The sequence below is a fragment of the Paraburkholderia solitsugae genome (genome assembly GCF_013177695.1).
GTDB lineage: Bacteria > Pseudomonadota > Gammaproteobacteria > Burkholderiales > Burkholderiaceae > Paraburkholderia > Paraburkholderia solitsugae.
In genome coordinates this window covers 1-25,630 of sequence record NZ_WOEY01000087.1, presented here as the reverse complement: position 1 = coordinate 25,630, position 25,630 = coordinate 1, and the positions used below count along the sequence as shown (strand labels likewise).

Below are 25,630 nucleotides of genomic sequence, written 5' to 3'. Positions count from 1 at the left end.
TGAAAAAAATTTAATGCGCCGCAACACGCCGTCGGAGCGTGCATCCACGAGGCCGCCTATGTCGCCGCAAAGCGCCTGCTAAGGCGCCGGGTTCAGCACATAGCCCGCTCCGACCACGGTATGAATCAGCGCCACCGGAAAATCGCGGTCCACCTTTGCCCGCAGCCGATGCATGTGCATATCGATGATATTGCCGCGCGGTTCGAAATCGTAATTCCACGCCGCCTCGAGCAGCATGCTGCGCGTCACGACCTGGCCTTCCCGACGCGCCAGGCATTCGAGCAATAGAAACTCGCGATGCTGCAGTCGCAGATCGCGCCCGCCGCGCATCGCGGTTCGCGCCCGGGTGTCGAGTACCAGATCCGCGCATTCGAGCCGCTCGCTCATCCTGCTGCGATCCGCGCGCCGCGCGAGCGCCTCGATTCTCGCCAGCACTTCGACGAAGGCATATGGCTTCATGAGGTAATCGTCGCACCCGGCGCGGATGCCTTCCACGCGTTCGTTCAGCCCGCCAACCGCGGACAGCATCAGCACCGGCGTGGTATCGCCACCGGCGCGCAATTGCTGCACGAGGGCGACGCCGTCGAGCCCCGGCAGAAGCCGGTCGGTCACAATCACGTCGTAAATGCCCTCGCGCGCGTAGGCGAGCCCGGTCGCGCCGTCGGCGACGGTGTCGACAATCAGACCGCTTTCGCTCAAGCCACGCGCCAGAAAATGGCTGGCGCGCGTATCGTCTTCGACCAGCAGGATTCGCATGCGCTAAACAGGTTGATGAGGCCCACATTAAAATTTTTTAATGTTGGCGCGAAACGCCTGTGCAGCTTCGCACGGCATACTTCGGGACATTGTAGATACGAGCGTAGTGTAAACGGCCACCTCGCCCAGGTTCGCCGCGCGCTCACTTCTGGAAAAATGCATGTCGAACGTACTGGTCGTCGAAGACGACGAGCAAACCCTCGCGGAGATCGTTGAAGCGCTGACCGATCACGGCTGCAAGGTACAGACCGCGCGCACGGGCCGCGACGGTTTGATGCTTGCGGTCGCCAACAGTTATGACGCCATCGTGCTCGATCGCATGTTGCCGGGCGGACTCGAAGGGCTCGGCATGCTGGCGGCGTTGCGCAGCGCCGGCGTGTTCACGCCCGTATTGATTCTGAGCGCGCTCTCCGCGGTCGACGAACGTGTGCGCGGTCTGCGCGCCGGCGGAGACGATTATCTGACCAAGCCGTTCGAGTTCATCGAACTGACCGCCCGGCTCGACGCGCTGATGCGCCGGCGCGAAGCGGCGCCCGGCGTGCAGGAGTATCAGGTCGGCCCGCTGCGTCTGGACCCGCTCAAGCGCGAAGTAAGCTTCGCCGGCCGTCCGGTGCCGCTCCTGCCACGCGAATACCGGCTGCTCGAATACCTGATGCAGCATGAGGGCCAGGTGGTAAGCCGCACCATGCTGTTCGAAGCGGTATGGGACTACCGGCTGGACGAGCGGACCAATGTGATCGATGTGCATATCAGCCGCCTGAGAAAGAAGCTCGACCCGGACGGGACGGCTCCGATGATCGATACCGTGCGCGGTTCGGGATACATGCTCCATGCGCCTGACTGACCTGCACCGCACCACCGGCTTTCGCCTCGCCACGCTGTTCCTGATGCTGTTCGGCGTGATCGCGATACTGTTGTTCGGCTACCTGTACCGCGAGATCACCGGCTTCGAACAGGAGCGCATCGACGACTGGCTGATCCGCGAGCACGCCCAGTTGCAACGCGAAGAACCGGACGAACTGGTCGCGCGATTCGAACATCAAAACCAGTTCGATCCGCGCCACCAACGCCCGTTCGGTCTGTTCGACGCTGCCGGAAAACATCTCGCCGGCGGCTACGCGGGCGATCACCCGGCTATCCCCGTGTTCGACCAACCGTTTTCCATGCGACTCGCGAAGCTGCCCGGCCACCCGCCCGGCCGATGCATTGCCGCGCGCGTGCCGGATAGCCGCATCGCGTTGCAATGCCAGAACACCCGCGAACTCGACCATTTCGACGAAGAACTGGTGCACGCGCTGCTTTCCACCGCCATGATCACACTCGTGATCGGCCTGGTCGGAGCGAGCCTGATCGGCATATCGGCAATGCGGCGGCTCGACGCGGTAACCGCCTCGATCGAGGAAATCGTCGCCGGCAATCTCAGCAGGCGTTTGCCGATGCATTCAAAACGCGACGACGTGGATCGCCTCGTCGCCGTCGTGAATGGCATGCTCGACGAAATCGAGCGGCTCATGAATGAGGTCAAGGGCGTGTGCGATGCGATTGCACACGATCTGCACACGCCGCTCACCCGAATGCTCGCTGGACTCGAACGTGCGCAACGGCGCGCTAAAACCGAAGCGGAGTGTCGCGCGGCAATCGATGAAACCATTGTCGAGACCAGTGGGCTGCTGCGCACCTTCAACGCGCTGCTGCGCATTTCGGAAATCGAAAGCGGCGTGCGCCACGCGGGATTCACAACGGTCGATCTGGCCGCCGTCGCCGATGACGTGTTCGAATTCTACGATCCGACTGCCGAAGAAAAGCAAATCGCCTTCGAATTGCAGCGAACGGTATCGGGGCCGCTTGAGATCCGGGGCGATCCGAATCTGCTATTCGAGGCACTGGCGAATCTGGTGGAAAACGCCATCAAGTTCGCACCGCATGGCGGCCATGTGCGGATCACGGTGTTCCGCGACAAGACCGGCGCGGGCATCGCCGTTTCAGACGATGGGCCCGGTATCGCGCCCGCCGAACAGCAAGCCGTGCTGCGGCGCTTTTATCGCGGTGAGGCGAGCCGTCATACGCCCGGCAGCGGGCTTGGACTAAGCCTCGCACAGGCGGTGGCGGGAATGCACGGCATGTCAATCCGCTTCAAGGACGCGACGCCCGGATGCACAATCCTATTGTACAAACCGAATGAGTAGCGCGTCGATCACCAGGGGATGCGTTCATGACGGGCAGTCGTCTAGCGGCCTCGATGTTTAACCCGGATGCCTTGCCTGATACTTACCCGCGTGCACGTCGTTTGCCGCCGCAGTCCCACAGCCGTGACATTCGCCCGTACCCCTGCCGCCGCCGGGCAGGCTAGTACTCACCGCTTTGAGTAAGTAACGAGTAAGTCCAGCAGCCTTAGAGTCGATGGCGCCTCATCCATCAACTCAGGACTCGACGTGAAAAAACCTCTCTGCCGTGAGCGCAGGCTTCTATTGGCGATCGCATCGCTCTTCATGTTTTCGGGTGCGGCCTGGGCCGACGGCCAGAGCCCGGAGCCGCCCACGGCGGACGACACGGGCTTCGCCGTGCTGAACAATTCGACCAATGTGACGCATTGGGGCCTGGGCGTGGGAGCGGGTATCGAACAGGCGCCTTACAAAGGCTATGGCACGAAATACACGCCGATTCCGCTGATTTCGTTCGACGACAAATGGGTCCATGCATTCGGCACGGCCGTCGATCTGAAGATCGGCAAGTGGAGCAACGTGAGCCTCGCGTTGCGCGGACAGTACGCGATTGGCGACGGCTACAAAGCGTCCGACGCGCCGATTCTGAGCGGCATGCAGAACCGCAACGGCGCGTTCTGGTACGGCCCGGCACTCGCATGGCACACCGCATACGGCACGCTGTCGGGCGATGTTCTGGAAGGCGGCAATAAGGGGCAGAAAGCCACGATCGACTTCAGCAAGTCCTTCGACTACGGCAAATTCGAGTTCGAACCGCACGCCGGCGTGGATTGGCTGAGCAGCAAATATGTCGATTACTATTACGGCGTGCGTTCATCCGAAGTGCGCGCCGGGCGCCCGGAATATACCGGTAAGGCGACCTACGACATCTCAGTGGGAACGCGTATCAACTACAAGTTCACGCGTCATCAGATCCTGATTCTCGACGTCGGCGTCGCGCACCTTGGCAGCGGCATCACCGATAGTCCGCTGGTGGGCAAGCGTTATATTCCGCAAGCCAGGATCGGTTACCTTTACCAATTCAATTGAGCCGCACCGCATGTCGCGAGTTGCACTGATCGAAGACCACGAGCGCCTGGCCGGCATGATCCGCCAGGCGCTTTCCGCTGCGGGCATCGAGACCGATGTGTTCGGTACCCTTTCGGAGGCGCATTATGGCGTGAGCCGGGCCGACTACGCGGTGCTCATCATAGATCGCGGTTTGCCGGACGGCGACGGCCTCACTTTTCTGCGGACATTGCGCGCGGCCGGGCAGATGACGCCCTCGCTCATGCTGACGGCGCGCGACGCGCTGCATGACCGCGTCGACGGACTGGAGAGCGGCGCGGACGACTACGTGACCAAACCCTTTGCCATGAGTGAACTGGTCGCGCGGGTGCGTACGCTGATGCGCCGTCCGGTGGCGCTGACGGAACTGGTGATCTCGTTCGGCGACATCACGGTTGATCCGCAGCAACGCGCCATGCGCTGCGGCGCGCAGTCTGTTCTGCTGGCACCGGCCGAGTTGCAGATCGTGCTGTGCCTCGTGAAGGCGGCAGGCGCCACCGTGCGGCATGCGGCGCTCGAACATGCCGCGTGGGGACTCGGCGAAGCCGTTACGCCCAACGCGCTCGAAGTCACGCTGCATCGTTTGCGTAAGAAGTTGACCGCGGTGGGCGCAACGACGCGGCTCGCCAATATTCGCGGCGCGGGCTTCGCGCTCCAGGTTGCTGCAGGGCTCACCGGGCAGCACTAAATCAACGGCCCATTGCTCACCATGCTCAATCACTGGATTCGCAGTTTGTCCGCGCGGCTTTGGGTGACCAGCATTGTTGCGCTCGCGATCAGCCTGACCGTGCTGGCGACGGTCGCCACCTATGCGTTCAATCATTTCCCCCAGCAGATGCTCGGGCGGCACGAGGAGATGGAAAATGTCACGGCGATCGCGGGTGGACTCCAGTTCGATAGTGCTGGCCGTCCGGTTTCGGTTGCGCTTCCCGCGCAGAGGGCCTGGCTCTTCGAGGTGGTGCCGACGGAACTGAAGTACCGGGTACTCGACGAACGCGGCAATGTGTTGCTGGCTTCGAACGGCGCCGGGGGAGGTCAAGCATGGATTGCAGGAGATCTATCCGGGTTCGTTGGCAATGTCCAGCGGGCGGAGATAGACGCGAAGCCATTCGTCATCCTGACGCTGCGGGTGGCGCAGGGTCCGGCGGTTTTCTACATCCAGACCGCAACGTCCGAACGATTCGTCGACGCACTTATCGACGCCAAGGTCAAGCCGATGCCTGCGATCATCAAGACGATCATTGTCGTTGCCACGATCATTTTTGGCCTGTCTTTCCCTTTTACCGTGCATCGGCTGCTGAGGCCGCTTAGGGAGGCATCGCGCGCGGCTGCACGTATCACACCGCGCAATCTCACGACGCGGCTCTCCATCGAGGGTATTCCGAGTGAAATCAGGCCGTTGATCCATGCCTTCAACGAGGCGCTCGACAGACTCGAAAACGGCTTCGCCGTGCAGCAGCAGTTTCTCGCGTCAGCCGCGCACGAGTTGCAGACGCCGCTCACCCTGATCCGCGGTCAAATCGAACTGCAGCCCGGGATCGACGACAAGGACCTGCTGTTTCGCGAAATCGATCTGATGGCGCGTCAGGTTCGGCAACTGTTGCATCTCGCCGAAGTTAGCGAGTCGCAGAACTTCAATTTTGGCGCAGTAAGCAGTGTCGATGTCGCTCAGGACGTCGTGTCGTATCTCGCGCGCAAGGCCGACAGGAATCATGTCACGCTTCAACTCGAGGCTCCGGTTGCGCTGCAGTCGATCTGGGCCGACCGAGGTGCGTTGTTCATTCTGCTCAAGAACATGGTCGAAAATGCAATCAATGTTTCGCCGCCCAACAGCGTCGTATGGCTGATTCTCGATAACAGTTCGATTCAGGTTCGGGACGAGGGGCCAGGCATCCGGCAAGAGTACCTGCCGTTTCTCTTCGAGCGGTTCTGGCGGGCGCCGGATGCCCGGCATGATGGCGCCGGGCTCGGCCTCGCGATCTGCAAGGAAATCGCGACTGCTCATGAATGGCGGCTGACTGTCAGCAGTTCGTTTTCTGGAACTGGATTCATTGTCTGGCTGTAGTGGCCGTCGGCAGCCGCACGCGTTACATCCTGGAACCGCGCGGGTCAATATGCCGGGGGCAGTGTGCGTGGGGGAATGCCCGGTCGTTCTGAGAAAAAGAACAAAAAACGCAAACGGTCATTTGTAGGTACCCGACGCAAAACATGGTTGCCACAACCTCTGCGCCCGGTAGTCCGGCACAGCAGCGCTGACTGACTGGATAGTCGGACAGAAGTGCATCGAGCCACCCCGAAACTCCGCCGCCTGCGACCGCATGGTTCAGGCGGTGCCCATAGCAAGTTCCGATGGGCACCACTACGCAAAACCTGCGAAGAATGGCCGAATCCGTCGCCTTCCCATGTCCAGCTCCGGTTGTATTTGAGCTAGGCCGCTCGCGCCCCAATATTTTGTGATTGTCAGACATTCCAGGCGATTACCCCAATTGATAGCGATGTATTCGGCGAAATATCATTCCATTGTCAGACAGAAATTGATGAGAGGCGTTCAAGTCAGATCGGACAATCGGCCGAGGCCGGCTATCAGCCGATATCGATCGGGTGCCGAATATAAAAACGGAGACGATGTGAAAGCTATTTACGTTGTGGGAGTGCTTGCGTCATGTGGAGCGGGAAGCGCGATGGCGCAGTCGAGCGTAACCCTGTACGGACTCACCGATGTCAGCGTGCAGTATCAGACTCACGTCAATCGCGCCGGGGGCTCGACTGTGCAGATGGGTGTCGGAGGTCTGTCGGAAAGCCGCTTTGGCGTGAGTGGAACCGAGGACCTGGGCGGGGGCAACGCGGCGATCTTCCGATTGGAAAACCGTTTCGATCTCAACAATGGTCAGTCCGATCCGGGTCTACCGTTCTGGAACACGGCATTCGTAGGTCTGAAGTCCGCCAACCTTGGCATGCTGACCATGGGGCGTCAGACCAACGTGCTCGCGGGCGTGGTCGAACGAACCTATGCATCGAATCCCTGGGTGCCGTTCAACTTCAGCTTCCAGCCGGAATTCACCATGCTCGGCGGCCCGTGGTCCAGCAACATGGCGAAATACACCATCAAGCTCGCCGACGTGGTCGGTCAGGTTTCATACGCGTTCGGCAACACGGCAGGGCACACGTCCTACGGTTCGCAAATGGGTATCGGCGTGGCTTATATGCCTGCCGCGCCGCTCGCGGCAGGCGCGGCCTATATGGATTCGCGCGATTCGACTAACGGTTCGCATTCGAAGGCATGGACGGCGGGTGCGTCCTACACCTGGCAGAGCATGCAGTTCCACGCCGGCTACTTCGAAAACCGGCTTGACCCGGGCTTCCAGTCGTATCTCAACGGGCCGTTTACCGCACCGGTACTGGCCGCGTTGAAGTACACCGACTTCAGTTCGCGCCGCATGTTCAGCCTCGGCGCGGTGCATTCGTTCAGCTCGGCGATGCGGCTTTCCTTCAACTACTGGCGCACGCTGCAGACCGGCAAGACCGAGCGGCTCGACGGCACGGCCTCACAGTTCGAACTCCTCGCGGACTACAACCTGTCGAAGCGGACCGATGTTTATATCGAAGGCAACTACGGACTGTATCGCGGTGACCTGATCGGGGCGCAAATCCAGGGCGTCAATGGCCTGGGCACTGCGCAGAAGAGCACCCAGCTAGGCTTGATGGCCGGCATACGTCACCAGTTCTGAGGGATGTCGAATGTCAGACAAACTTTCTAATTATCAAGAAATAAGCAGGGAAATTGCAACGATATGAACTTATTGTCATACAATGTAAAACGTGCAGTGAAGCGAGACGCGGGCTTGCCGTCGACCGGTCGGCAAATGCATGGAGGTTCACGTTGAACGCGTCTCGCAACACCGCGGCCACGCGCATGATCGAAGCGCGGCTTGACCGGCTGCCCATGACACGCCACCTCTGGTATCTGGTGACGCTGCTGGCGGCGGGAGCGTTCTTTGAAACCTACGATCTGGCGTTGACGGCGCTTGCGGCTCCGGGTCTTGTGCGCGAGGGCGTCTTCGCGACGCGCGGCGGTCTGCTCGGTCTGCCCGATCAGGCGGCGTTCGGCGCGGCGACTTTCCTCGGGCTGTTCGCCGGCGCATTGCTGTTCGGCCGATTTGCAGACCGCATCGGCCGCAAGCGTACCTTCAATGTCGCACTGCTTTTGTACACCGGCGCGACCGTGCTGATGGCGTTGCAGCATAGCGCCATGGAGGTGGATGTCTGGCGCTTTGTCGGCGGCATCGGACTGGGCGTGGAACTGGTTACGATCGACGCCTACATCGCGGAGATCGTTCCGGCGCGTTATCGCGGGCGCGCGTTTGCTTTCTCGACGTTCGTGCAATTGCTGGCCGTGCCGGTCGCGGGCGTGCTCAGTCTCACGTTGATCCCGCGAAGCCCGCTTGGCGTGGAGGGGTGGCGTTGGCTCTGCATCATCGGGAGCGGGGGGGCGATGCTGGTGTGGTTCACACGCACGCGCTTGCCAGAGTCGCCTCGGTGGCTTGCGCAACATGGGTCGGTGACCGAGGCAGATCGCATCGTCACTACGCTCGAACAGCGATGTTTCGGCGCAGTGGCCGCTGCGAAGCTGCCGCACCTGACTGCGATGGCAGGGGAGGCGACCGAAGGTACCCCGGCGAACGTGGCCGCGGGCGTTATGTTCAGAGCGCCCTGGCTGGGCATCGTCACGATGCTGTCGCTCATGAATGTATTCAACGCGATCGGTTTTTACGGCTTTGGAAATTGGGTCCCCGCGCTGCTTGCCGCACAGGGACACCCGATAATGAAAAGCCTCGAGTACTCGCTTTATATCGGGCTGAGCTATCCAGTCTGTCCGCTGTTGTTTCTGCTGTTTGCCGACCGGCTTGAGCGCAAATGGCAGATCGTTATTGCGGCGCTGGGAGCGGGCGCATGTGGCTTGTGCTTCGCTCACCAGGACGCACCCGCGATGCTGATTCTGTTCGGCGTCGGCGTGACGATGTTTAACGTCTTGAGCGCCTACGCGACTCACGCGTATCAGTCGGAACTTTTTCCCTCGGCGATGCGCGCGCAAGCGATCGGCTTCGTGTATTCCTGGGGGCGCCTCGCCGCTGTATTCTCCAGCCTGATTATGGGATTTCTGTTGCAGCGAGCCGGCACTACCGCGGCGTTCGTCTTTCTGGCTGTGAGCCAGATCATCGTCGCCGCGGTGGTCGCAGTGATGGGGCCGCGCACGCTCAAGGGCCGTGAAGCCGGCAAGACGCTTGCCGGAGCATATCGCTAGCAACGATTCAACGAATAGGATTGAGCAATGACAGAGCGGACCGAACGAATAGTAGACGCGCCGGTTACGGTAGGAGATCAACTCCTCAACCGCATGGCGCAGGACATTTTCTCGGGCGTGCTGCCGCCGGGAATCAAGATTGTCGAAGTCGACCTGGCGGCGCGCTACGAGGTGAGCCGCGCGACGCTGCGGGAAACCATTGCCCGGCTGGAGGAGCGGCGCCTCGTGTTGCGCACGCCGCACGCGGGGGTGCGCGTCGCCCAGCTTTCGCGCAAGGAGGTAGTGGAAATGTTCGTGGTGCGCGAGGCGTTGGAAGGCATGGCATGCCGCCTAGCCGCTCTCAATGCAACCGACGTCCAGATCGAAGCGTTACGCCAGCACGCCGAGTTTGAAGAAGCAGGCATGCGCGCTTATTCAGAACTTGCCGACAAAACCCGCGCAGTTGAACTGGCGAACGAGGTGAATCCCGCATACGGCAAGAAAGACTTTCACGTCATGATCGCCAACTTTTCCGGCGTTGCCTTGCTGGAAACGCTGATCCAGAGCGATATCAACCGCTTGACGCGACTGTATCGTTTCAGGGATCTCGAGGGCCGCGGGCACCGTGCGCTGATCGAACACAACCGTATCGTCGAAGCGATTGCGGAGCGCGACGCGGACATGGCCGAGCTCGCTGGCCGCCGGCACATTGCCGGTCTGCGCAAAGAATTCGAGCGTCTTACGGAAACGGATAGCGACTGGTTGAAACTATGCGCATGACGCTGCGCTGAACACCGTGTCCGGCCAATTCATTCGCCGGACATAAACCCACTGCAGAGAACTGGACGCTGATTCATAGTGCGTTGAAGCACCCAGGGTAACCGGTCATTAATTAGTCATACAAAGCAAAATAGAAGATCATGGAAATCAGAGTGCTGGCGGGAAATGGCTGTCTTGGGACAGGGTTCAAACCCGAGTCGCTGGAGCGCGGCGTGGCGATGAAGCCACACGTAATCGCCTGCGATGCGGGATCGACGGATTCAGGCCCGTCCGCCCTGGGCGAGGGCCGGCCAAAGTTGTCGCGTGAAGCTTGCAAACGCGATCTCAGGCTGTTGCTGATCGCTCGGGATCGTCTACAGGTGCCGTTGATCGTCGGTTCGTGCGGCACGAGTGGTCGCGATGTCGGCGTCGACTGGGTCACGGAGATGGCACGCGAAATCGCGACCGAAGAGAACATCAGCTTCCGGCTCGCGGTGATCAAATCGGACCAGCAGCCCGAGTACCTGAAGCGCCAACTTACCAATGGGCGTATCCGCCCGCTGGAACCTGCGCCGCCGATCGGCGCAGGTACTTTCGACTCGCCGGTGGTTGGCATGATGGGAACGGAGCCGATCGTGGCCGCGATCGAAGCGGGCGCGCAGGTCATCCTGGCCGGGCGCGCGAGCGACTCGGCGTTGTACGCCGCCGTGCCCGTCGCGCTCGGCGCCGACCCGGGCCTCGCGTGGCATGCGGCCAAGACCCTGGAATGCGGCGCGGCATGCGCGGTGGTGCCTGCCGCCGACAGCATGTTCGCCACTATCCGTGACGATCACTTCGATATCGAACCGCTGGATCCCCAGGCGCGTTGCACGCCACTCGGCATTGCCGCACACACGCTCTACGAGAATGCCAACCCGTTTCTGTTGACCGAACCCGGTGGTGTGATCGATACGGAAGGCGCGACCTACGAAGCACTCGACGAGCGCCGCGTGCGTGTGCGGGGCTCGCGGTTTCTTCCTTCGGCAGAGTACACGATCAAGCTTGAGGGTGCGGCGATTGCTGGGTATCAGACAGTCATCGTGGGCGGTGTGCGCGACCCGCATGTCATCAAGGCATTGCCGGCTCTGGTGCAGCACGCGAAGGGCTATTTCCGCGGGCGGGTTGCCGATCTGTTCGGCGATACGCTCACGCCCGACGACTACGACATCGAATACCGGCTGTATGGCATCGATGGTGTGATGGGCGGACTGGAGCCGCTGCGCAACGGCGCGGCGCCGCATGAACTCGGCGTGCTGATTACCGTTACGGCGCCCACCCAGGAGCAAGCCGACAAGATCGCGACCTTTGTGGCTCACGTCAGTTCACACCTGCCTGTGCCGGGCTATGAAGGCATTATCAGCACGATTGCCTATCCCTTTTCACCGCCGGAGATTCCGCGTGGCGCAGTCTACCGGTTCACGCTGAACCATATCAACGTGCCCGATACGCCGCTGGATATGTTCCGTACTACATTCTTCGAGGTTTGACATGACTACGCTCTTCGATATGTGCAGTCTGATTCGTTCGAAAAACGCCGGACCATTCGTGCTGACTTTCGATCTGATGTTTTCCAGCAAAGCCCTCTATGAGCGGGCCAAACGCACGCGTGCACTGACTGCGCAGCACATGGTCGAGTTCTACGGCGTGAATGAAGCGGACGTGACACTCGTCTATCACGACGCGGCGCTTGCCATCAAGGCTTCGATCCCGCGCCCGGTTATCCAGAGCGCGAAAGGCGACGGCGATTGTTACGGTGGCCAGCAATACGTGCCACTGCTCACGATCGAAGTCGCTGAGTGAGGCCAAATAGCTGAAGACGGGCTATCGGACACGAAGGGGATGGGAACTTGAAGAATGAACACGCGCTTGAACCGCTGTAACGCGGAAAGGAAACCTTATGAAAGTGATCAGAACGTTTCAGACGCTTGGCGTCGTGCTGAGTCTGGCGCTTGTGTCGAGCGTTCACGCGCAATCCCAATCCAGTGCGCCCACTGTGACGCCGGATTCTGCTGCGTCGGCCAAAGCGACCCAGATGAGCATCAGGAAAGCCGATCGCAAGCTCGGCTCTGACGTGCGGCGCGCACTGAGCAAGACGAAGGACATCGAGGTGACGAACATTTTCGTGCGCGCGCGCGGTGGCGCTGTCACGCTGACAGGTTCGGTACCGGACAACGCGCAGATCGACAGAGCCGCGGAGGTGGCTAGAAGCGTGCCGGGCGTCACATCGGTCACGAACAAGCTGTCTTTGCAGGCGCAGAATTTTTAGTAGCTACACGACGAGCAATCAGTAGCAACGATTCGATCGGGCTCGCAACAGGCGCAAGAGGCGGGGCGCGTTACTGCAGAGGTGCAACAGGCGATACGTCGGGTCGGAGGCATTGTCGAAGAGATCGCTGCGGCGTCGGATTTACAGGGTCACGGTATCCAGGAAGTTAACGTGGCCATCGGACAGATCGATCAGGTTACACAACAAAATGCGGCGCTGGTCGAAGAGGTGGTGGCCGCCGCACAATCGCTCGACGAACAGGTGATGCGCCTCGACGAGACTGTTTCCATCTTTAAAGCAAGCGCCCGCGTGTAATTCTGGCGGGTGCAATCCTGGCACCCACTGCTGGTCGACTCTACGATCTGCAATCTGTTTGCCGCGCGCGGCAAGATTGTTGGACGTGCAAATGATATGGCGAAGGTTCCACATATAAAGTTGGCGGCGGGAGACGAGAAATACCGTCATCACGTCATCTACCTGACCTGGTCGCGGCTGAAGAAATGATGGCCGAAGCTGACAACAGGGTCGAGAGCGCAAACCCGGTTATTGCCGCACTTGGGATCAGCGAAAGAAAAAACGCCGAAATGTCGCCGACATTGGTGCCCCACCATCTGATGGCGGCGACAGTCATCCAGTAGCCTGTGGAACCGAACTTCATTAAGCGTGTTCTTGCAATCAAGATCAGAAGCAGTGCTAGCGTTGCGATTGACGCAGATATCGGGACGCCGATCCTGACAGAATTCAAGGAGTGGCCAATTGCGTCCGCAGTTGCTGTTCCAAGGGTTCCCGCGATCAACATAGTCAGCCAATAAAAGCCGTCTGTTTGCAGTGCACCCTTTGTTTGTTCGAGTGTTGATCGACGTCGTAGCATCACCATTCCGATGAAGATGATCGCCAGGACGGTAACAACGTCGAAGTAGGTGAGATGCGCGTGGTCTATCGAATAATCCGCAATATTGGTTGCTGCCGCTCGTACAAGGAGTATGGCGATCCAGTAAAAGGCTTCGCTGCCTTTGGCGGTTGCACGCTCAACAAGCACCAATATCGCAAACATAAGCGGTAACACGATCAGGCCTTCGGCCGGTGCCAGCTTGAGGACGTCGGGAATGATGTCACCCAGGTTCGTTCCGCAGACGCTCGCAATCATTATTGCCACCCAGTATCGGGGGTCGACGTTTGGGGTGACCTTCAAATGCATAGAGATTTCCTGTTGAATGTTTGAGGAAATAGCGACGATTTCGGCAGGCGCGGGACCCGGTCAACCTTCAGTCCGCATCAAGTCGAAGCAGCATTGGCCTAAAGTCGTCAGACTGACTAAGAGAACACGCTGAGGCACGAAAGAGGCGGCCGGCGGGCCGCGTTCAGCAATCCCATACTCGCCCGGGAGGACTTACCAAACACTGACAAAGTAAAAGGATTGTTTCTACGTTCGAGTAGTCTTCCGAACCGGTGGGCGAATCATCCGCCGCCGCATGGTGGTCCGCCGGCGGCGGGCGGTCCGGCTATGAACCCGAGGCCGGTCATGCACGGCGGCGAGGCGCGCGGCGCAATGAAGACCGCAATCATCCGCCGGATAACCATTCAAATCCGTAGGCCGAATATGTGCCCAGGCTCAGGCATTCATCCCGCCATCCACCGTAAGATTCGCCCCGGTAATGTATGAGGCCTCCGGGCCGGCGACGAACGCTACCATTGCGGCGATCTCCTCGGCGCGCCCGTAGCGACCGAGTACTGTAGCGGCCTTCTGCGGCACCGCCCAATCGCCTGAGGCGGGATTCAGGTCAGTATCGATCGGCCCCGGCTGGACGTTGTTGACCGTGATGCCCCGGCCTCCCAACTCTCTGGACAGCGCCTGGGTGAACATCCTGACGGCCGCTTTCGTGGCTGCGTAGGGCACCAGCCCTGGCGCAATGGCACGCTCGCCCACCGCCGAACCGATCATGATGATGCGGCCGCCATCGTTCAGGTGCTTCAGCGCAGCCTTGGTCGTAGCGAATACGCCGCGGATGTTGATGTCGATCACTCGATCCATCTCCTCCAGCGTCGTGTCTTCGAACGGTTTCGGAATGGCCGTGCCGGCATTGTTCACCAGCACATCCAGCCGCCCGAAGGTCGCAAAAGTTTTCTCGACCGCAGCCTCGACAGCTTCGACGTCGGTAGCGTCCGCCTGGATTGCAATAGCCTTTCCGCCATTGAGTTCAATCTCTTTGACCACGGCCGAAGCCGCGCTGGCGTCCTTCGCGTATGTAAAGGCCACGTTCGCTCCATCCGCCGCCAGACGTTTCGAAATTGCCGCACCGATGCCGCGTGAACCGCCGGTAACGAGTGCCACTTTTTGAGCTAACTTAGACATGTTATTTCCTAAGGTTTTTGTGCGCGATTAACCGCGTCACCAATCCAGTTAATGATTGACTGTCGTCTTTGCCCGGACCATTTTTCGAACCGGAACCTTCCCGGCTCCACCAATCACGAAGATCGGCGACAACCAGCTTCGCGCGCTTCCTGGCGTCAACGACAGTAGAGCCTTCGCTTTGCCTTCGGCTTCGCGGCGGCCGGAAACGACGAGATGCGCCGCGCTGTCCGCGAAGGCCAGTGCCGTGGCGCGGCCGATCCCTGTAAGCGCACCGGTAATTACAATGGCTGGGCTTTCCATTTCAGGCTCTCCTGCGATATAGATGAGAGGTATCGGGGCGAGGGCGGGTGCCAGTTCGTTATGGTTTGCTGGTAGGCCCCGCGACGCCCCTTGTTCGCTAATCTAGTGGTCGATTGCGAAAAGCAGAAAGACTTTGTAGGCTCGTAGGCATGCCTACGAGGCATAGGATGCGGGCGAGGAGCATATGGAACTTCGACATCTGCGGTATTTCGTTGCCGTCGCGGAGACGGGCAGCTTCACGGTGGCGGCCGAACAGCGTCTGCACACGTCGCAGCCCTCTCTTAGCCGACAGATTCGCGATCTGGAAGACGAGGTCCGCGCGGAACTGTTCAGCCGCAGTGCGCGCGGCGTCGAACTGACTGCATCGGGCAAGGCTTTCCTCGACCATGCGCGGCTGGCGCTCGCGCAGGTCGACGCCGCGACCGAGGCAGCGCGCCGCGCCGCGCAGCCGGCGAAACAGACCTTCGTGCTCGGCTTTCAGACCGGCGAGGAAATAACCTGGCTGCCGCGCGCCATGCAGGTTCTGCGCGATGAATTGCCGAATATCGATGTCACCGTATCGAGCAGCTATTCGCCGGACTTGGCCGATGCGCTAGCGCGTGGCCGGCTCGACCTCGCGTTTCTGCGGGCCGAACCGGGATTCGATCTCGACTATCGCGTCGTCAGCAGGGAGAAGCTCATTGTGCTGATGCCGAGCGACCACCGGCTGACCGCACGAACAGCGATCCGCCCGGAGGATCTCGTGGGCGAGACGTTCATCATGGCGTCGAACAAGGCGAGGGTGCTGCACGACGTGATCGAGCGGTATCTGCAACAGAGCGGGGTCGATATCACGCCCGACCACGGCGTCGACAATCTCGCGATGGCGATGTCGCTCGTGGCGTCCACGCGTGGGCTGGCGTTGATGCCGGAGTACGCGATCAATCTGCTGCCATGGTCGGTCGTCAGCCGGCCCCTTGAAGGCGATGCACCGACGGTTGATCTCGTCATTGGCTACAGCAGGTCGAACACCTCTCCAGTCCTGAAGCTCTTTCTTTCGAGAGCGGAAGAACTCTCGGCACCGTTCACTACACAATCCTCATGAGGAAAAGCCCGACGTAATGCCCTCGTGCCTGGCGAATACGTATCCTGCCCTCGCCGGGACGCCGGATGTTGTCCGATTTTTGCCGTAGATGTACATCGGTCTGGCAACCGGCTGGATCCATATATAAATACTGGTACGGAAAAGAAACGAACCTGGCTATGACCCGCACGTACGAATGAGTGGATGCAGAAATTTGCCGCTTCTATACTGATGCAGATATCAGTCAAGGGAACAGCATGCGGCGTGTGATTGTCCGGCGGTCTTCAGTTCACGGAAAATGCGACCGCTCGCAGCGGGCGAGCGCGTGCTTGAGTACAAGGGCGAGATAACAGCGTGGCGCGATGCCATTCGCCGGCACCGGCGTGAAGGCGTCGTGGGACACACGTTTCTTTTTGGTCTGTCGGATGGGCGCGTCATCGACGGCAGCCGCGGTGGCAACAGCGCACGATGGCTGAACCACGCGTGCGCGCCCAACTGCGAGACCATCGAAGACGCTGGACGCATCTTCATCCACACGCTCCGGCCTATCGAAGCCGGTGCAGAGCTGTTTATTGATTATCTGCTGGCCACTGACGATCCTCTGGATGAAGACGTTCGGGCGCAGTACGCATGCCGGTGCGGCGCGGCGGACTGCCGTCACTCGATGCTGGCGGACGCTGCTTGAACAGGGTGGCGGAGGAGGTAGTGGGCAGCATCGCTATCGCGCAAAGCGCCGAGGGCTCGAAGCGGGATGTCCGGATCCCCGTCCCCGCGACGAGCACTGTCGATCAGGGTGTCCAACGATAAATGATGACGCTGGTCCCGTTGTAGTTATCCTTCGTGATCACGTACTCCCCGGTCGACCGACGGTACGATCTAAGGCCGTACATCGAATCCACGTCATTGCCGACATACACGGTGTTGGGGTTGCTGTTGATCAACGTGGTGTCCAGGCTGCCTGTGGTCAGATTGAAGGCATCGATGTTGGGCACGGTGTGTACGTATCCGACGAAGAGATAGTTGCCAGCCGCCGTGATCGACTTGGGATTGGTGCTGGTGAGGTTGATCACCGGATTGGGAACGGTCGTGTTGCCTGCGAGCCAGCCGTGATACACCTCGATCCGCGTGCCTATCGACGTCCAGTCCGTACTGCCGACAACTCCCTGTGCCAGGATCATCGTGTCGCTTTCCGGCAGGTAGATGATCCGCGTCAATGGCGTGATCGTGCCCGGAATGGGTGTTGCAATTCCTGCTCCCCAACTCGGCTGACCGTTGGCATCGAAGCCGGCCAGCGGATAGTGCCAGATGGCATTCGTCTTGTCCAAACCGGCCCAGACGTCCCCTTTGCTGTCGAGGCAGAATCCGTCCCTGACCGGTGCGGTCGTACTGAACGCCGTACCGGGAAGCGTGGCGTCCGGTATGGCGATGTAGCCATTCACAGCGTTGAAGTGGAAGAAATAGAAAGTATCGGGATTCTGGCCGGACGCCACGAGGATCCGGTTGGCGCCAACGGTGGCAAGTTGACCGAAGTGTTCATCCCGCGAGCGATCGTTGATGTTGATGCGTGGGTCGGATGGATAGTCGATCGGATCGACAGTGTTCGCTACGAAGGTGCCCCCAGCGGTGCCGGTGTAGATGTTGGTGCCTCCATAGAAGTACGCGCCATCAGTACCCGGGTCCGGAGCGGCGACCGCCTCGAAGTTGAGAGACTGAAGCGTCCATTGCAGGTGACCAGAACTGTCGTAGGAGTGAATGTCGGTGCCGCCGTCGCGGCCGAGGTCCCAGCTTCCGCCCCACGGATTGTTGAGCACGTACACATTGCCAGCGGCGTCTTTGCCGATGCCGGTGACGCGGGTAAAACGCTTATCGCCAACCTGGCCTTTGATTCCCGTCGTCGTATCGAGATATCCCCCCTGAATGCCAAATGTACTGACCAGAAATGGAATGCCCAAAATGCTATAGATCTTGATGTTCATGTCAGGGCCCTCGTCGCCGATCATGAGACACCCGGTCGACGCATCGAAATACAGCGAGGACGGTCGAGAGGCGACGGACATCTGGATGGTGTTCACGAGCACGCCGGCCGGATTGAATTCGAGGATCGCGCCCGCGCTCTTCTGCGCAACCCAGATGTTTCCTGCGCTGTCCACCGCGAGCGCGCCAGGGCTTGAGACGGCGATATCCTGTCGCCAGACACCGTCGGTGGTGTAGACGCGGATGCGATTTCCAGGAGAGTCGCTCGCATAAAGGAGCGAGCCCGACGTCGCGAGTCCCGTGATGACATCAGCCCGCTGCTCAGTCGTTGTCGCGCTGACCGGGATGAGAAAGTCGCGAGTTTGAGTGGTTCGGTTGTACCGCCCCACCGTGCCGCTGCCGTAAGTGGTATTAAATTGCAGAGCGGCGAAGATCGAAGTTGCATTACCCGAAATGGCGCTGCCCTGAAACTCGCCGTGCCCTCCTATGGACCCCAGGCTTTGGTCGTTCTGATATATCGCGACGCCGCCTTCGTTTTCGTCCCACATGGAAGCCGTGTAGATGACGCCCTCGGGTGCTATCCACATCGAGCGTGCGACGTTACCCACGCGGGTAGCGTTGGTTCCAGATGTATTCGCCACCCAGTCGGTGGTGTACTGTCCCTGGCACTCCGGCGCAAGCGTAGCGATCAGCAGTGCGGCGAGGAACGTGGCGTAGATTCGTTTCATGATCGTGAAGTGTGCCCGGAGCCGCTCGCCCATTCAGCGAGCGGCGTTTCGCAGGAAATTGTTCTTGTCCACTCGCTGCTCCAACAAGTGTCGCGTCTGTCCAACCCAATATTGCGTTCGAGCGGTATATCGGCGAGGTGCGGGAAAAGTTGAGTTGTTCGCGTTTCCGACTCAGGCACGAGCCTCTGCACAATTTGCTCTCAGTTCGGAGTCGCGCGCGTCTAATACATAATGAAGTCAATGAATATCGCAATCCCACCGGGCACGCACTACGCAGTGATCGTCACAACTCGATAGCGTCGTGCCAACTCCAGCGCCCTGATCCAAAACAAGACTTTTTCAACACAATCTCAGGCACAGCGGCCATCGGCGGATAGTCTGCTCGCTAGACGAGCAGTCTCCGGCACGATGACGGCACTACCTCGACGTCGACAACCACATTCGAGTACTAAGTCGGACCTGCAAAATTCGATTTTGCAGGTCCGACTCAGTAGCCAGATTCAGGAATGGACAGCCGCGATAAGCCCGAATACCCGATCCGCCGCGCGATCTCAGAGAGCAGCGCCTCTAGCAAAGCGCGCGGGTCAGTAGCGCGCGGCTCTTCAATGTGATCCCACCATGCCCAGAACAAGCGATCCTTCTCGGCGGCGAAGGTGGCGATCAAGGTGTCTTGGGAGTCAAACAGACGATAGAGGCTCGTCTTTGACACGCCGGATTGCTCAGCGACCGTGTCGACACCCCGTCCCTTCATATCCTCAACCTCCTCTCATTCTCGTTTTTGCAGTTGACAAAGTTACCGACCTGTCTGTAATATAAATGTTACATACAGGTCTGTCACTTTGCGGGGTGCGCCGATGCATGCGATAGAGGCAAAGAGTTTCTCGGGCTACGGCGGGCTGCAGCAGACCAAATTCCCCAGCCCCGAAATTGCCAACATGACGTGGAGGTCAGCAATGGGTGCCGCGATCAGAGAGAGGAATCAATGACAACAACAAGGGCGATGCGGCTGGCTTCGCTGGTCACGGCAATCAATGTCCTGGTCGCGAGCGGCTTTTCCATCGCGGCGATCATTCGTCCGCAATACCTGGTCCCTGCCGAATCCGTTCCAACCGAGGCGTCGTTGATATTGGCAATGTACGGGGCGGCGTGAACAATTCCTTTGGCTTTGTTCGCATTGGGGGCGATCTACAAGCAGGCGGCGCCTTTGTTGCTGATCCTGGGTGCGCTCGCCGGCGCCATGCAATTGCTGGATGCCGGAATCGGTCTGTTTGAGCATGATCTTGGGAAATGCGCTGGGCCACTGTTTATCGCCGTCCTCCAATTCTTCGTGGTGTATCTGCTTTACAGATCCGTGAGGATCACGCCGCAAACCGAGCGCGGATGAACGCGCGCTACGGCCCGGCACTTCCAAGTTCGGCTCAATTGCGCGTTGAAGCTGATGCAGCGCATTCGAGAGAAGAAACGCTCTGATCGTCGAAAGCGTTCTGGATCGAAGCTTAGCGGTTAGACAGCGCCACGTCCTGGCGAGCTTGGCGGCAGAATTCGGCATCTTTTCTGTTAGGCGTGCAACGTCCGAGGCATGGCCCGATTTGTCCAAAAATCACATCACGAGGGATCATCATGCAGTTCACGACGTTCAGCCGAACGGGTCTGTCGGTCTCCCGTCTCTGCTTAGGTACGGGAACATTCGGCAAACAGACCGATGAAGCCGAGTCGATTCGGGTCTTCGACAAGGCGGCGGACGCCGGTGTGAATTTCATCGACACCGCGGACGTCTACCCGGGCGGCGCAGATCTGCCTGAAGTCGGCCGAGCAGAGGAGATCACCGGCCGCTGGCTGAAAGGCAAGCGCAACAGATTCATTCTGGGGACCAAGGCCGGAGGACCGATGGGGTCATCCCCTTGGGATCGGGGCTCGTCTCGAAAGCATCTCCTTGACGCGATCGACACATCCCTGCGGCGTTTGGACACCGACTATGTTGATCTCTATCAACTCCACATGGATGACCCGGTGACGTCGCTGGATGAGACCGCCGAAGCGCTCGACGCCATCGTCCGTTCGGGCAAGGCACGCTATATAGGCGTTTCAAATTTTCTGGCCTATCGATTGGCACGCGCTATCGGCCGCCAGGATACGCTGAGGCTAGTGCGCTTCGTCTCGGTCCAGCCTCGTTACAACCTGCTGTTCCGGGAGATCGAGCGGGAACTGTTGCCGCTGGCTCAAGAGGAAAACCTGGCGGTGATACCGTTCAACCCACTGGCCGGTGGCCTCCTTAGCGGGAAATATCAGCTGGACGAGAAGCCGGAAAAGGGACGTTTTTCGGCGGAAGTCGGACAGTTCGGCGCCAGTTATAAGGCCCGCTACTGGCATCAGCGCGAGTTCGTGACGGTCGGCAAGCTGCGTGAGATCGCTGGCGAAGAAGGCGAAGCGCTGCCGAAACTGGCAGTCGCCTGGATCCTGGCGAACCCGGCAATTACGTCCGTCATTCTCGGTGCGAGCCGAACCGAGCAATTGACCGACACGCTCGCTGCCGCGGACTATAACCTCCCACCGGAACTGAAGACGAAGCTCGACGACCTCTCTGCTGAGTACCGCCGCGGCGACGCAGCGCGTTAGAGGCTTACGCAAGCGGGGCTAAATTGGGCCGGGTTGGGGGCCTTCGACTTCTTATTTTCCACAAAGCAAAGGATTCCATCCATGGGAACGCACATCAAATTGACTGCCGGCGACGGCCACGAGTTCGGTGCCTATCGCGTCGATCCAGCGGGGGCGCCCAAGGGCGGCATCGTTGTCATTCAGGAAATCTTCGGCGTCAATCGCCACATTCGCTCAGTTGCCGACCGTTTTGCTGCGCTCGGTTACGTCGCGATTGCGCCGGCCCTGTTCGATCGCATTGAAGCGGGGTTCGAGTGCGGCTATTCGCCGGAAGAAGTGCAGGGCGCAATGCGCTTTGTGGCCAATCCACCAATCCAGGCCTGGATGTTGGACATCGCTGCCGCACGCAAGGCGATCGCCGACGTCGGCAAGATCGCGGTCACCGGCTTCTGCCTTGGGGGAACGCTAACCTATGGCGCGGCGGTCAATCTGCCGGGCTTCTCGGTGGCAGTCGGCTATTACGGCGGCCAGATCGTTAGGATGGCAGATCAGTCCCCGAAAATCCCGACCATGCTGCATTTCGGTGAGTTGGACGCGCACATCCCGATGAGCGACGTCGAGACGATCAAGTCGAAGCAGCCGTCGGTCGACGTCTACACCTATAACGCTGGTCACGGCTTCCAGTGCGACGAACGCGATAGCTTTGCCCCCGAAGCAGCTCAAATCGCTTGGGGCCGCACCCTGCGCTTCATCGACAGCCATATGTAAGATGGACGTCCTTCTCCTCGCAAAGAACTCACCACATCCGCTTTGGCGCACGGATCAACTTGAGGGCGAGGTGATCGACGTGAGGCCCAAACACGACGAAGCAGGAATTCGACCACTTGGCCGCCCAGCCTGCCAGTCGCTCCCGTGACGAGGATTTTGGTCATCGGAGCTTTTCAGGCAACGGGTAAGCCGGCGTGATCGCGTGAACACAACATCCCGGAAAAGGAGGTAGGCCGTCTGCCGGCCGATCGGCGCGCTGACGCGGTATCGCGACCGCATCGTGCGCGTGGTCGCCGAAGCCAGCGGACAGCGCGCGGTGATCGAATCGATCGACGTCAATGGCCGGTCGTTCCGCAGCGTGGTGAAATGGGCTAATCTAGCCGGTCTGAACGATCAACGCTTCTGACGCTGACCACCATGCAGCTCGACATCTTCGCCGACAGCCGCGACGTCATGCTCCGCAACGATGTGCTGGATGCCCTCCACCGGCGCGATGCAGTCTCCGCCCGCCAGGACTGGCAGAGACTGGCAGGCGAATTCCCCGATGACGATACGCTAGCCGGGCTGGCGACATTGATCGATGTGCTCGGCAGCGATGTCGCCACGCCGTTCGCCGATCATCCGGCACTGGCTGCAGCCTGTTGTCGCCTCAATGATGAGGTTGAACCGGCGGCGCGGCGGTTACTGGGCGAAGCGCTCGGACGGGGTTGGGTGGCGTCATGCTGGCGGACGGCCGCGCAGCAGGCCGCGGCCCTGCCGTTTCGCGCTGACGTCAGCGACCTTCACGCGGCGCCGCTCTGGCTGCGCGCGGGCGACTGGGGCGAGGCAAGACGGGCCATCGAGCGGATCGAGTCATGGCGCCGGATCCCGGCGCCGCTGACGTGGATGGCAGAGGTGCGGCATCGCGCGGATGGACTGGAGTCCGCGCTGCCTTTGCTCACCGAACTGGCCTGGCTGTCACCAGGCCGCCTCGCCGATCTGCTGCACCGGCTCGCCGACGCGTCAATCGACACGTTGAGCAGAAAGTTCGACGCGAATTTCGAAGGTGCAGGCCAGACAGCCGACCTCGCGTGGTTCCCTGCGTGGGTGCTGATCGAAAAGCCGGGACTGGCGTCCCTGCTCCGTGAAGCGCAGCCGTCGCGCCAGACGGCGCCGGAGCGGGCGATGCGGTTGTTGCTGCAGATCCTCAGCCTCGAGCGGCAGGGTAACCAGCACGAGCTGGTGGCGCGTCGCAAGGCGTTGCGCGATCTGCATATCGGCCTGTACGCCGCTTACATGAAGACGCGCTGACACGGCGTGCCTGAAGATGACGGTGACGCGCAATGCGACGGCAGGCAGCATTTTTACGATGAACCGAAGTCAGTACAGGATTTACAGCATGGAAACGTACAACCCCGAGCGTGTGCCCGAGTCTGAATCGTGGCTCGACCTTGACGAACAGGAGCGCATTCTTCTCATTGAAACTTGGCATCGCGTCGCCCGGATCAAGCTCCCCAACGTCACGGCGCATGCCGCACTACACGCGATCGTCGAAAACCAGATTGCCATAGACCTTGAGCCCGTGGTCCGGGCGATGGATCGCCTCAGGAAAGAGGGACTCACGCGACACGATGCTATCCACGCGATCGGCTCAGCTGTCGCAGAGCATCTGTTTGGCATGTTGAAGGCGAATCAGAACGACGATGCTGCAGTTTCGCAAGCGCGTTACTACGCGGCGGTGGAGCGCTTGACTGCAGTGAGTTGGCGCAGGGGTGAGCCCTGATGCGGACACCACCGAAACTTCAGCCCTGGTTTGAAGCGAGGCAGCGTTTCAGGTTGAGCCATGCTCACATCCAGATGGCGCGCGAACTGGGATTGAATCCCCGAAAATTCGGATCGCTGGGCAATGAACAGCAGGAGTCGTGGAAGCGACCCCTCGCCGAATTTATCGCACACTGTTATAGCAAGCGCTTTGGTCGTAATACGCCAGAACATGTGCAATCTCTGGAAGAAGTCGTGAAGCGTGCGGAAGAGCGGCGCTGCGAGCGGCGGGAAAAGAATAGCGAACGGAGCGGTTCTGCCGAGAGGACCTAAAAGTAACGGCGACGGGTCGAGCGAGAACTTGCCGGACCTGTACGAGCGTGGCGGTGAATAATTGGAAGTGCTGCGAATATCCGTGGCTGTGGCTGCTTCCGGTTGACCTGGATGTATGAAGGCGCGCCGATCGGGTAGGGTGGCGGCAACGGCAACGGCAACGGCAACGGCAACGGCAACGGCAACGGCAACGGATCGACGATCGGCCTATCGCCGCAGACGAGATCGGCAGCGAGTACGCCTGCTGCCGGTGCGATGCCGAAGCCGTGACCCGAAAAGCCCGTTGCAATGACGACACCACACAGCGAGTCGACTTGCGAGATCACAGGAATCGCGTCAGGCATGGTGTCGATGAGGCCAGCCCAGCTTTGCGAGACTTGGACGGTCTCGAACGCGGGGACTTCGCGCTTGAGGTCGGCGAGCATGCGCTCGATCGTGGGGCGGTGCGGCCGCGGATCGAGTACGCGAATCGCTTCATAGATCGACGGACGGTCCGCGGCGCCGGGACGCCAGTGCAACCCTCATGACCGTCGGGCCCGCGGCTGGTAGAGCTTTGGCGGCCGCTGCCGGCGCGGAATCCACAGGCCGGCATCCGTCATCAGGTGCCGCACCGTTTCCTTCGACAGCGCTAGTCCGTGACATTCACGCAGCTTCTCGCACGCGAGCGTCGGCCCGAAATCCGCGTAGCGCTCACGCACCAGCGCAATGGCCCGTGCCCGGACATCCACCGGCAGTTCGCGGTTACTCGGTTGCCCACGCCGCGCCGACACCAGTCCAGCCGGTCCTGCAGCCTCGTAGCGCCGCACCAGCCGGCTGACCTGACGCTCACACAGCTGCAGCCGCTCAGCCGCCAGCACGACCGTCAGCCGCCGCTGGACGACCGCGTCGATGATCTTCACACGCTCGAGCTCGTGCATGCTGATCGTGATGAATCCACGTCCGTTCATGTCCGGCTCCCGGGCTGTGCTCATGCCGCAGCATGCGCCACAGCTGCCGGCCCAGAGCCGGGAACCGGACATTTCTATTTAGCTCAGATACGACATTACTACTTTGGGCCTACATGTGAAATGTTGATTCTTGGCACCTACGGCGCGGCGTTGCGCGACAGAGGGAATGGCCAAGGTCAGCGTTTATCGACGCCTGAGTGATGTTTTGCAGGGAAAAACCAACAGGAACCGTTGCGTCGCATGCGTGGCTGTTTCCGTTGCGCAGAATCCGTCTGGAAGCCTTGAGCTGCCGTCGTCGGATGCCCGAAAAACGCAACAGTCCCAAACATACCACCACTTGTCGAGGCTTTTCTGAAATGTCGGGGTCTGGGCTAATTAGAAATGTCTGATCTCAGGGGTTGGTGTGGAGTCTGTCTTTCACGGGTTTCAACTCATGCGGTGTTGAAGGACTGCTTATGA

General features: G+C 60.2%; 27 protein-coding genes and 3 pseudogenes. 22 read left to right on the top strand and 8 right to left on the bottom strand.

Going from position 1 to position 25,630, the window contains the following annotated elements:
• Positions 1 to 78 precede the first annotated feature (78 nt).
• Positions 79 to 756: a response regulator transcription factor gene (locus GNZ12_RS21970; protein WP_172313585.1), complete on the bottom strand. Its 678-nt coding sequence runs from the start codon at positions 754 to 756 to the stop codon at positions 79 to 81.
• Between the two features lie 160 nt (positions 757 to 916).
• On the opposite strand from GNZ12_RS21970, the gene GNZ12_RS21965 reads away from it, so the two are divergent.
• From GNZ12_RS21965 to GNZ12_RS21910, 12 genes are all read left to right on the top strand, one after another.
• Complete coding sequence (locus GNZ12_RS21965; protein ID WP_172313583.1) at positions 917 to 1,600, top strand: response regulator transcription factor; 684 nt, start codon at positions 917 to 919, stop codon at positions 1,598 to 1,600.
• On the top strand, positions 1,587 to 2,942 hold the full coding sequence (locus GNZ12_RS21960; protein ID WP_172313581.1) for a sensor histidine kinase: 1,356 nt from the start codon (positions 1,587 to 1,589) through the stop codon (positions 2,940 to 2,942). Before GNZ12_RS21965 ends, GNZ12_RS21960 begins: the two co-directional genes overlap by 14 nt.
• A gap of 246 nt (positions 2,943 to 3,188) precedes the next feature.
• Positions 3,189 to 4,007: a MipA/OmpV family protein gene (locus tag GNZ12_RS21955; protein WP_328806046.1), complete on the top strand. Its 819-nt coding sequence runs from the start codon at positions 3,189 to 3,191 to the stop codon at positions 4,005 to 4,007.
• Between the two features lie 10 nt (positions 4,008 to 4,017).
• Positions 4,018 to 4,713: a response regulator transcription factor gene (locus GNZ12_RS21950; RefSeq protein WP_172313579.1), complete on the top strand. Its 696-nt coding sequence runs from the start codon at positions 4,018 to 4,020 to the stop codon at positions 4,711 to 4,713.
• Between the two features lie 21 nt (positions 4,714 to 4,734).
• On the top strand, positions 4,735 to 6,090 hold the full coding sequence (locus tag GNZ12_RS21945; protein WP_172313577.1) for a sensor histidine kinase: 1,356 nt from the start codon (positions 4,735 to 4,737) through the stop codon (positions 6,088 to 6,090).
• A 562-nt stretch (positions 6,091 to 6,652) separates the two neighbouring features.
• Positions 6,653 to 7,753 carry a porin gene (locus GNZ12_RS21940; protein ID WP_328806045.1) on the top strand — a complete coding sequence of 367 codons (1,101 nt, stop codon included), beginning with the start codon at positions 6,653 to 6,655 and terminating at the stop codon, positions 7,751 to 7,753.
• 152 nt (positions 7,754 to 7,905) lie between these two features.
• A complete protein-coding gene (locus tag GNZ12_RS21935) occupies positions 7,906 to 9,327 on the top strand; it encodes an MFS transporter (protein ID WP_216673318.1) in 1,422 nt (473 codons plus the stop codon).
• A 27-nt stretch (positions 9,328 to 9,354) separates the two neighbouring features.
• On the top strand, positions 9,355 to 10,086 hold the full coding sequence (locus GNZ12_RS21930; protein ID WP_172313573.1) for a GntR family transcriptional regulator: 732 nt from the start codon (positions 9,355 to 9,357) through the stop codon (positions 10,084 to 10,086).
• Between the two features lie 140 nt (positions 10,087 to 10,226).
• Positions 10,227 to 11,591 (top strand): acyclic terpene utilization AtuA family protein, encoded by a 1,365-nt coding sequence (locus GNZ12_RS21925; RefSeq protein WP_172313571.1) that lies wholly within the window; start codon positions 10,227 to 10,229, stop codon positions 11,589 to 11,591.
• 1 nt (position 11,592) lies between these two features.
• The gene (locus GNZ12_RS21920) at positions 11,593 to 11,904 is read left to right on the top strand and encodes a DUF4387 domain-containing protein (RefSeq protein ID WP_172313569.1); all 312 of its coding nucleotides are present in this window, start codon (positions 11,593 to 11,595) and stop codon (positions 11,902 to 11,904) included.
• A gap of 97 nt (positions 11,905 to 12,001) precedes the next feature.
• Positions 12,002 to 12,370 carry a BON domain-containing protein gene (locus tag GNZ12_RS21915; protein ID WP_172313567.1) on the top strand — a complete coding sequence of 123 codons (369 nt, stop codon included), beginning with the start codon at positions 12,002 to 12,004 and terminating at the stop codon, positions 12,368 to 12,370.
• A 171-nt stretch (positions 12,371 to 12,541) separates the two neighbouring features.
• Positions 12,542 to 12,685: a hypothetical protein gene (locus GNZ12_RS21910; RefSeq protein ID WP_172313565.1), complete on the top strand. Its 144-nt coding sequence runs from the start codon at positions 12,542 to 12,544 to the stop codon at positions 12,683 to 12,685.
• Positions 12,686 to 12,839: 154 nt separating this feature from the next.
• Here GNZ12_RS21910 and GNZ12_RS21905 read toward each other — a convergent pair whose 3' ends face one another.
• The 3 genes and pseudogenes from GNZ12_RS21905 to GNZ12_RS21895 all read right to left on the bottom strand — a co-directional run.
• Positions 12,840 to 13,568 carry a COG4705 family protein gene (locus GNZ12_RS21905; RefSeq protein WP_172313563.1) on the bottom strand — a complete coding sequence of 243 codons (729 nt, stop codon included), beginning with the start codon at positions 13,566 to 13,568 and terminating at the stop codon, positions 12,840 to 12,842.
• A 414-nt stretch (positions 13,569 to 13,982) separates the two neighbouring features.
• Positions 13,983 to 14,723, bottom strand: coding sequence for a 3-oxoacyl-ACP reductase family protein (locus tag GNZ12_RS21900; protein WP_172313561.1), 741 nt, complete (start codon positions 14,721 to 14,723; stop codon positions 13,983 to 13,985).
• A 174-nt stretch (positions 14,724 to 14,897) separates the two neighbouring features.
• A pseudogene (locus GNZ12_RS21895) lies at positions 14,898 to 15,023 on the bottom strand (SDR family oxidoreductase); the annotation flags it as partial.
• Positions 15,024 to 15,207: 184 nt separating this feature from the next.
• Here GNZ12_RS21895 and GNZ12_RS21890 point away from each other — a divergent pair.
• Positions 15,208 to 16,107, top strand: coding sequence for a LysR family transcriptional regulator (locus tag GNZ12_RS21890; protein ID WP_172313559.1), 900 nt, complete (start codon positions 15,208 to 15,210; stop codon positions 16,105 to 16,107).
• Positions 16,108 to 16,343: 236 nt separating this feature from the next.
• Positions 16,344 to 16,771, top strand: a pseudogene (locus GNZ12_RS21885) (SET domain-containing protein).
• A 103-nt stretch (positions 16,772 to 16,874) separates the two neighbouring features.
• Here the strand turns inward: GNZ12_RS21885 and GNZ12_RS21880 are convergent.
• Both GNZ12_RS21880 and GNZ12_RS21875 read right to left on the bottom strand, forming a co-directional pair.
• Positions 16,875 to 18,788, bottom strand: a complete 1,914-nt coding sequence (locus GNZ12_RS21880; protein ID WP_216673317.1) for an SMP-30/gluconolactonase/LRE family protein — start codon at positions 18,786 to 18,788, stop codon at positions 16,875 to 16,877.
• A gap of 487 nt (positions 18,789 to 19,275) precedes the next feature.
• Positions 19,276 to 19,539, bottom strand: coding sequence for a TetR/AcrR family transcriptional regulator (locus GNZ12_RS21875; protein WP_172313557.1), 264 nt, complete (start codon positions 19,537 to 19,539; stop codon positions 19,276 to 19,278).
• A gap of 231 nt (positions 19,540 to 19,770) precedes the next feature.
• On the opposite strand from GNZ12_RS21875, the gene GNZ12_RS21870 reads away from it, so the two are divergent.
• From GNZ12_RS21870 to GNZ12_RS21840, 8 genes are all read left to right on the top strand, one after another.
• On the top strand, positions 19,771 to 19,938 hold the full coding sequence (locus GNZ12_RS21870; protein ID WP_172313555.1) for a hypothetical protein: 168 nt from the start codon (positions 19,771 to 19,773) through the stop codon (positions 19,936 to 19,938).
• 24 nt (positions 19,939 to 19,962) lie between these two features.
• Positions 19,963 to 20,172, top strand: a complete 210-nt coding sequence (locus GNZ12_RS21865) for a hypothetical protein (RefSeq protein WP_172313553.1) — start codon at positions 19,963 to 19,965, stop codon at positions 20,170 to 20,172.
• A gap of 236 nt (positions 20,173 to 20,408) precedes the next feature.
• A complete protein-coding gene (locus GNZ12_RS21860; RefSeq protein ID WP_172313551.1) occupies positions 20,409 to 21,404 on the top strand; it encodes an aldo/keto reductase in 996 nt (331 codons plus the stop codon).
• A 33-nt stretch (positions 21,405 to 21,437) separates the two neighbouring features.
• Positions 21,438 to 22,151: a dienelactone hydrolase family protein gene (locus tag GNZ12_RS21855; protein WP_216673316.1), complete on the top strand. Its 714-nt coding sequence runs from the start codon at positions 21,438 to 21,440 to the stop codon at positions 22,149 to 22,151.
• Positions 22,152 to 22,431: 280 nt separating this feature from the next.
• On the top strand, positions 22,432 to 22,557 hold the full coding sequence (locus GNZ12_RS45060) for a hypothetical protein (protein ID WP_268959045.1): 126 nt from the start codon (positions 22,432 to 22,434) through the stop codon (positions 22,555 to 22,557).
• 11 nt (positions 22,558 to 22,568) lie between these two features.
• Entirely contained in the window at positions 22,569 to 23,441 is an 873-nt protein-coding gene (locus GNZ12_RS21850) for a hypothetical protein (RefSeq protein ID WP_172313549.1), read from the top strand.
• A gap of 88 nt (positions 23,442 to 23,529) precedes the next feature.
• Positions 23,530 to 23,913 carry a hypothetical protein gene (locus GNZ12_RS21845; RefSeq protein ID WP_172313547.1) on the top strand — a complete coding sequence of 128 codons (384 nt, stop codon included), beginning with the start codon at positions 23,530 to 23,532 and terminating at the stop codon, positions 23,911 to 23,913.
• Positions 23,913 to 24,224 carry a hypothetical protein gene (locus tag GNZ12_RS21840; protein ID WP_216673315.1) on the top strand — a complete coding sequence of 104 codons (312 nt, stop codon included), beginning with the start codon at positions 23,913 to 23,915 and terminating at the stop codon, positions 24,222 to 24,224. Before GNZ12_RS21845 ends, GNZ12_RS21840 begins: the two co-directional genes overlap by 1 nt.
• Here the strand turns inward: GNZ12_RS21840 and GNZ12_RS21835 are convergent.
• Together GNZ12_RS21835 and GNZ12_RS21830 are read right to left on the bottom strand one after the other, a co-directional pair.
• Entirely contained in the window at positions 24,221 to 24,742 is a 522-nt protein-coding gene (locus GNZ12_RS21835; protein WP_172313545.1) for an NAD(P)/FAD-dependent oxidoreductase, read from the bottom strand. The two genes, GNZ12_RS21840 and GNZ12_RS21835, sit on opposite strands and share 4 nt — an antisense overlap.
• A gap of 6 nt (positions 24,743 to 24,748) precedes the next feature.
• Positions 24,749 to 25,171, bottom strand: a pseudogene (locus tag GNZ12_RS21830) (helix-turn-helix domain-containing protein); the annotation flags it as partial.
• Between the last annotated feature and the right edge of the window lie 459 nt (positions 25,172 to 25,630).

Bases quoted from the DNA above. Each gene is read 5' to 3' on its own strand.
- GNZ12_RS21970 (WP_172313585.1), bottom strand. From the start codon at position 756: ATGCGAATCCTGCTGGTCGAAGACGATACGCGCGCCAGCCATTTTCTG.
- GNZ12_RS21965 (WP_172313583.1), top strand. From the start codon at position 917: ATGTCGAACGTACTGGTCGTCGAAGACGACGAGCAAACCCTCGCGGAG.
- GNZ12_RS21960 (WP_172313581.1), top strand. From the start codon at position 1,587: ATGCGCCTGACTGACCTGCACCGCACCACCGGCTTTCGCCTCGCCACG.
- GNZ12_RS21950 (WP_172313579.1), top strand. From the start codon at position 4,018: ATGTCGCGAGTTGCACTGATCGAAGACCACGAGCGCCTGGCCGGCATG.
- GNZ12_RS21945 (WP_172313577.1), top strand. From the start codon at position 4,735: ATGCTCAATCACTGGATTCGCAGTTTGTCCGCGCGGCTTTGGGTGACC.
- GNZ12_RS21930 (WP_172313573.1), top strand. From the start codon at position 9,355: ATGACAGAGCGGACCGAACGAATAGTAGACGCGCCGGTTACGGTAGGA.
- GNZ12_RS21925 (WP_172313571.1), top strand. From the start codon at position 10,227: ATGGAAATCAGAGTGCTGGCGGGAAATGGCTGTCTTGGGACAGGGTTC.
- GNZ12_RS21920 (WP_172313569.1), top strand. From the start codon at position 11,593: ATGACTACGCTCTTCGATATGTGCAGTCTGATTCGTTCGAAAAACGCC.
- GNZ12_RS21915 (WP_172313567.1), top strand. From the start codon at position 12,002: ATGAAAGTGATCAGAACGTTTCAGACGCTTGGCGTCGTGCTGAGTCTG.
- GNZ12_RS21905 (WP_172313563.1), bottom strand. From the start codon at position 13,568: ATGCATTTGAAGGTCACCCCAAACGTCGACCCCCGATACTGGGTGGCA.
- GNZ12_RS21900 (WP_172313561.1), bottom strand. From the start codon at position 14,723: ATGTCTAAGTTAGCTCAAAAAGTGGCACTCGTTACCGGCGGTTCACGC.
- GNZ12_RS21890 (WP_172313559.1), top strand. From the start codon at position 15,208: ATGGAACTTCGACATCTGCGGTATTTCGTTGCCGTCGCGGAGACGGGC.
- GNZ12_RS21880 (WP_216673317.1), bottom strand. From the start codon at position 18,788: ATGAAACGAATCTACGCCACGTTCCTCGCCGCACTGCTGATCGCTACG.
- GNZ12_RS21875 (WP_172313557.1), bottom strand. From the start codon at position 19,539: ATGAAGGGACGGGGTGTCGACACGGTCGCTGAGCAATCCGGCGTGTCA.
- GNZ12_RS21870 (WP_172313555.1), top strand. From the start codon at position 19,771: ATGACAACAACAAGGGCGATGCGGCTGGCTTCGCTGGTCACGGCAATC.
- GNZ12_RS21860 (WP_172313551.1), top strand. From the start codon at position 20,409: ATGCAGTTCACGACGTTCAGCCGAACGGGTCTGTCGGTCTCCCGTCTC.
- GNZ12_RS21850 (WP_172313549.1), top strand. From the start codon at position 22,569: ATGCAGCTCGACATCTTCGCCGACAGCCGCGACGTCATGCTCCGCAAC.
- GNZ12_RS21845 (WP_172313547.1), top strand. From the start codon at position 23,530: ATGGAAACGTACAACCCCGAGCGTGTGCCCGAGTCTGAATCGTGGCTC.
- GNZ12_RS21840 (WP_216673315.1), top strand. From the start codon at position 23,913: ATGCGGACACCACCGAAACTTCAGCCCTGGTTTGAAGCGAGGCAGCGT.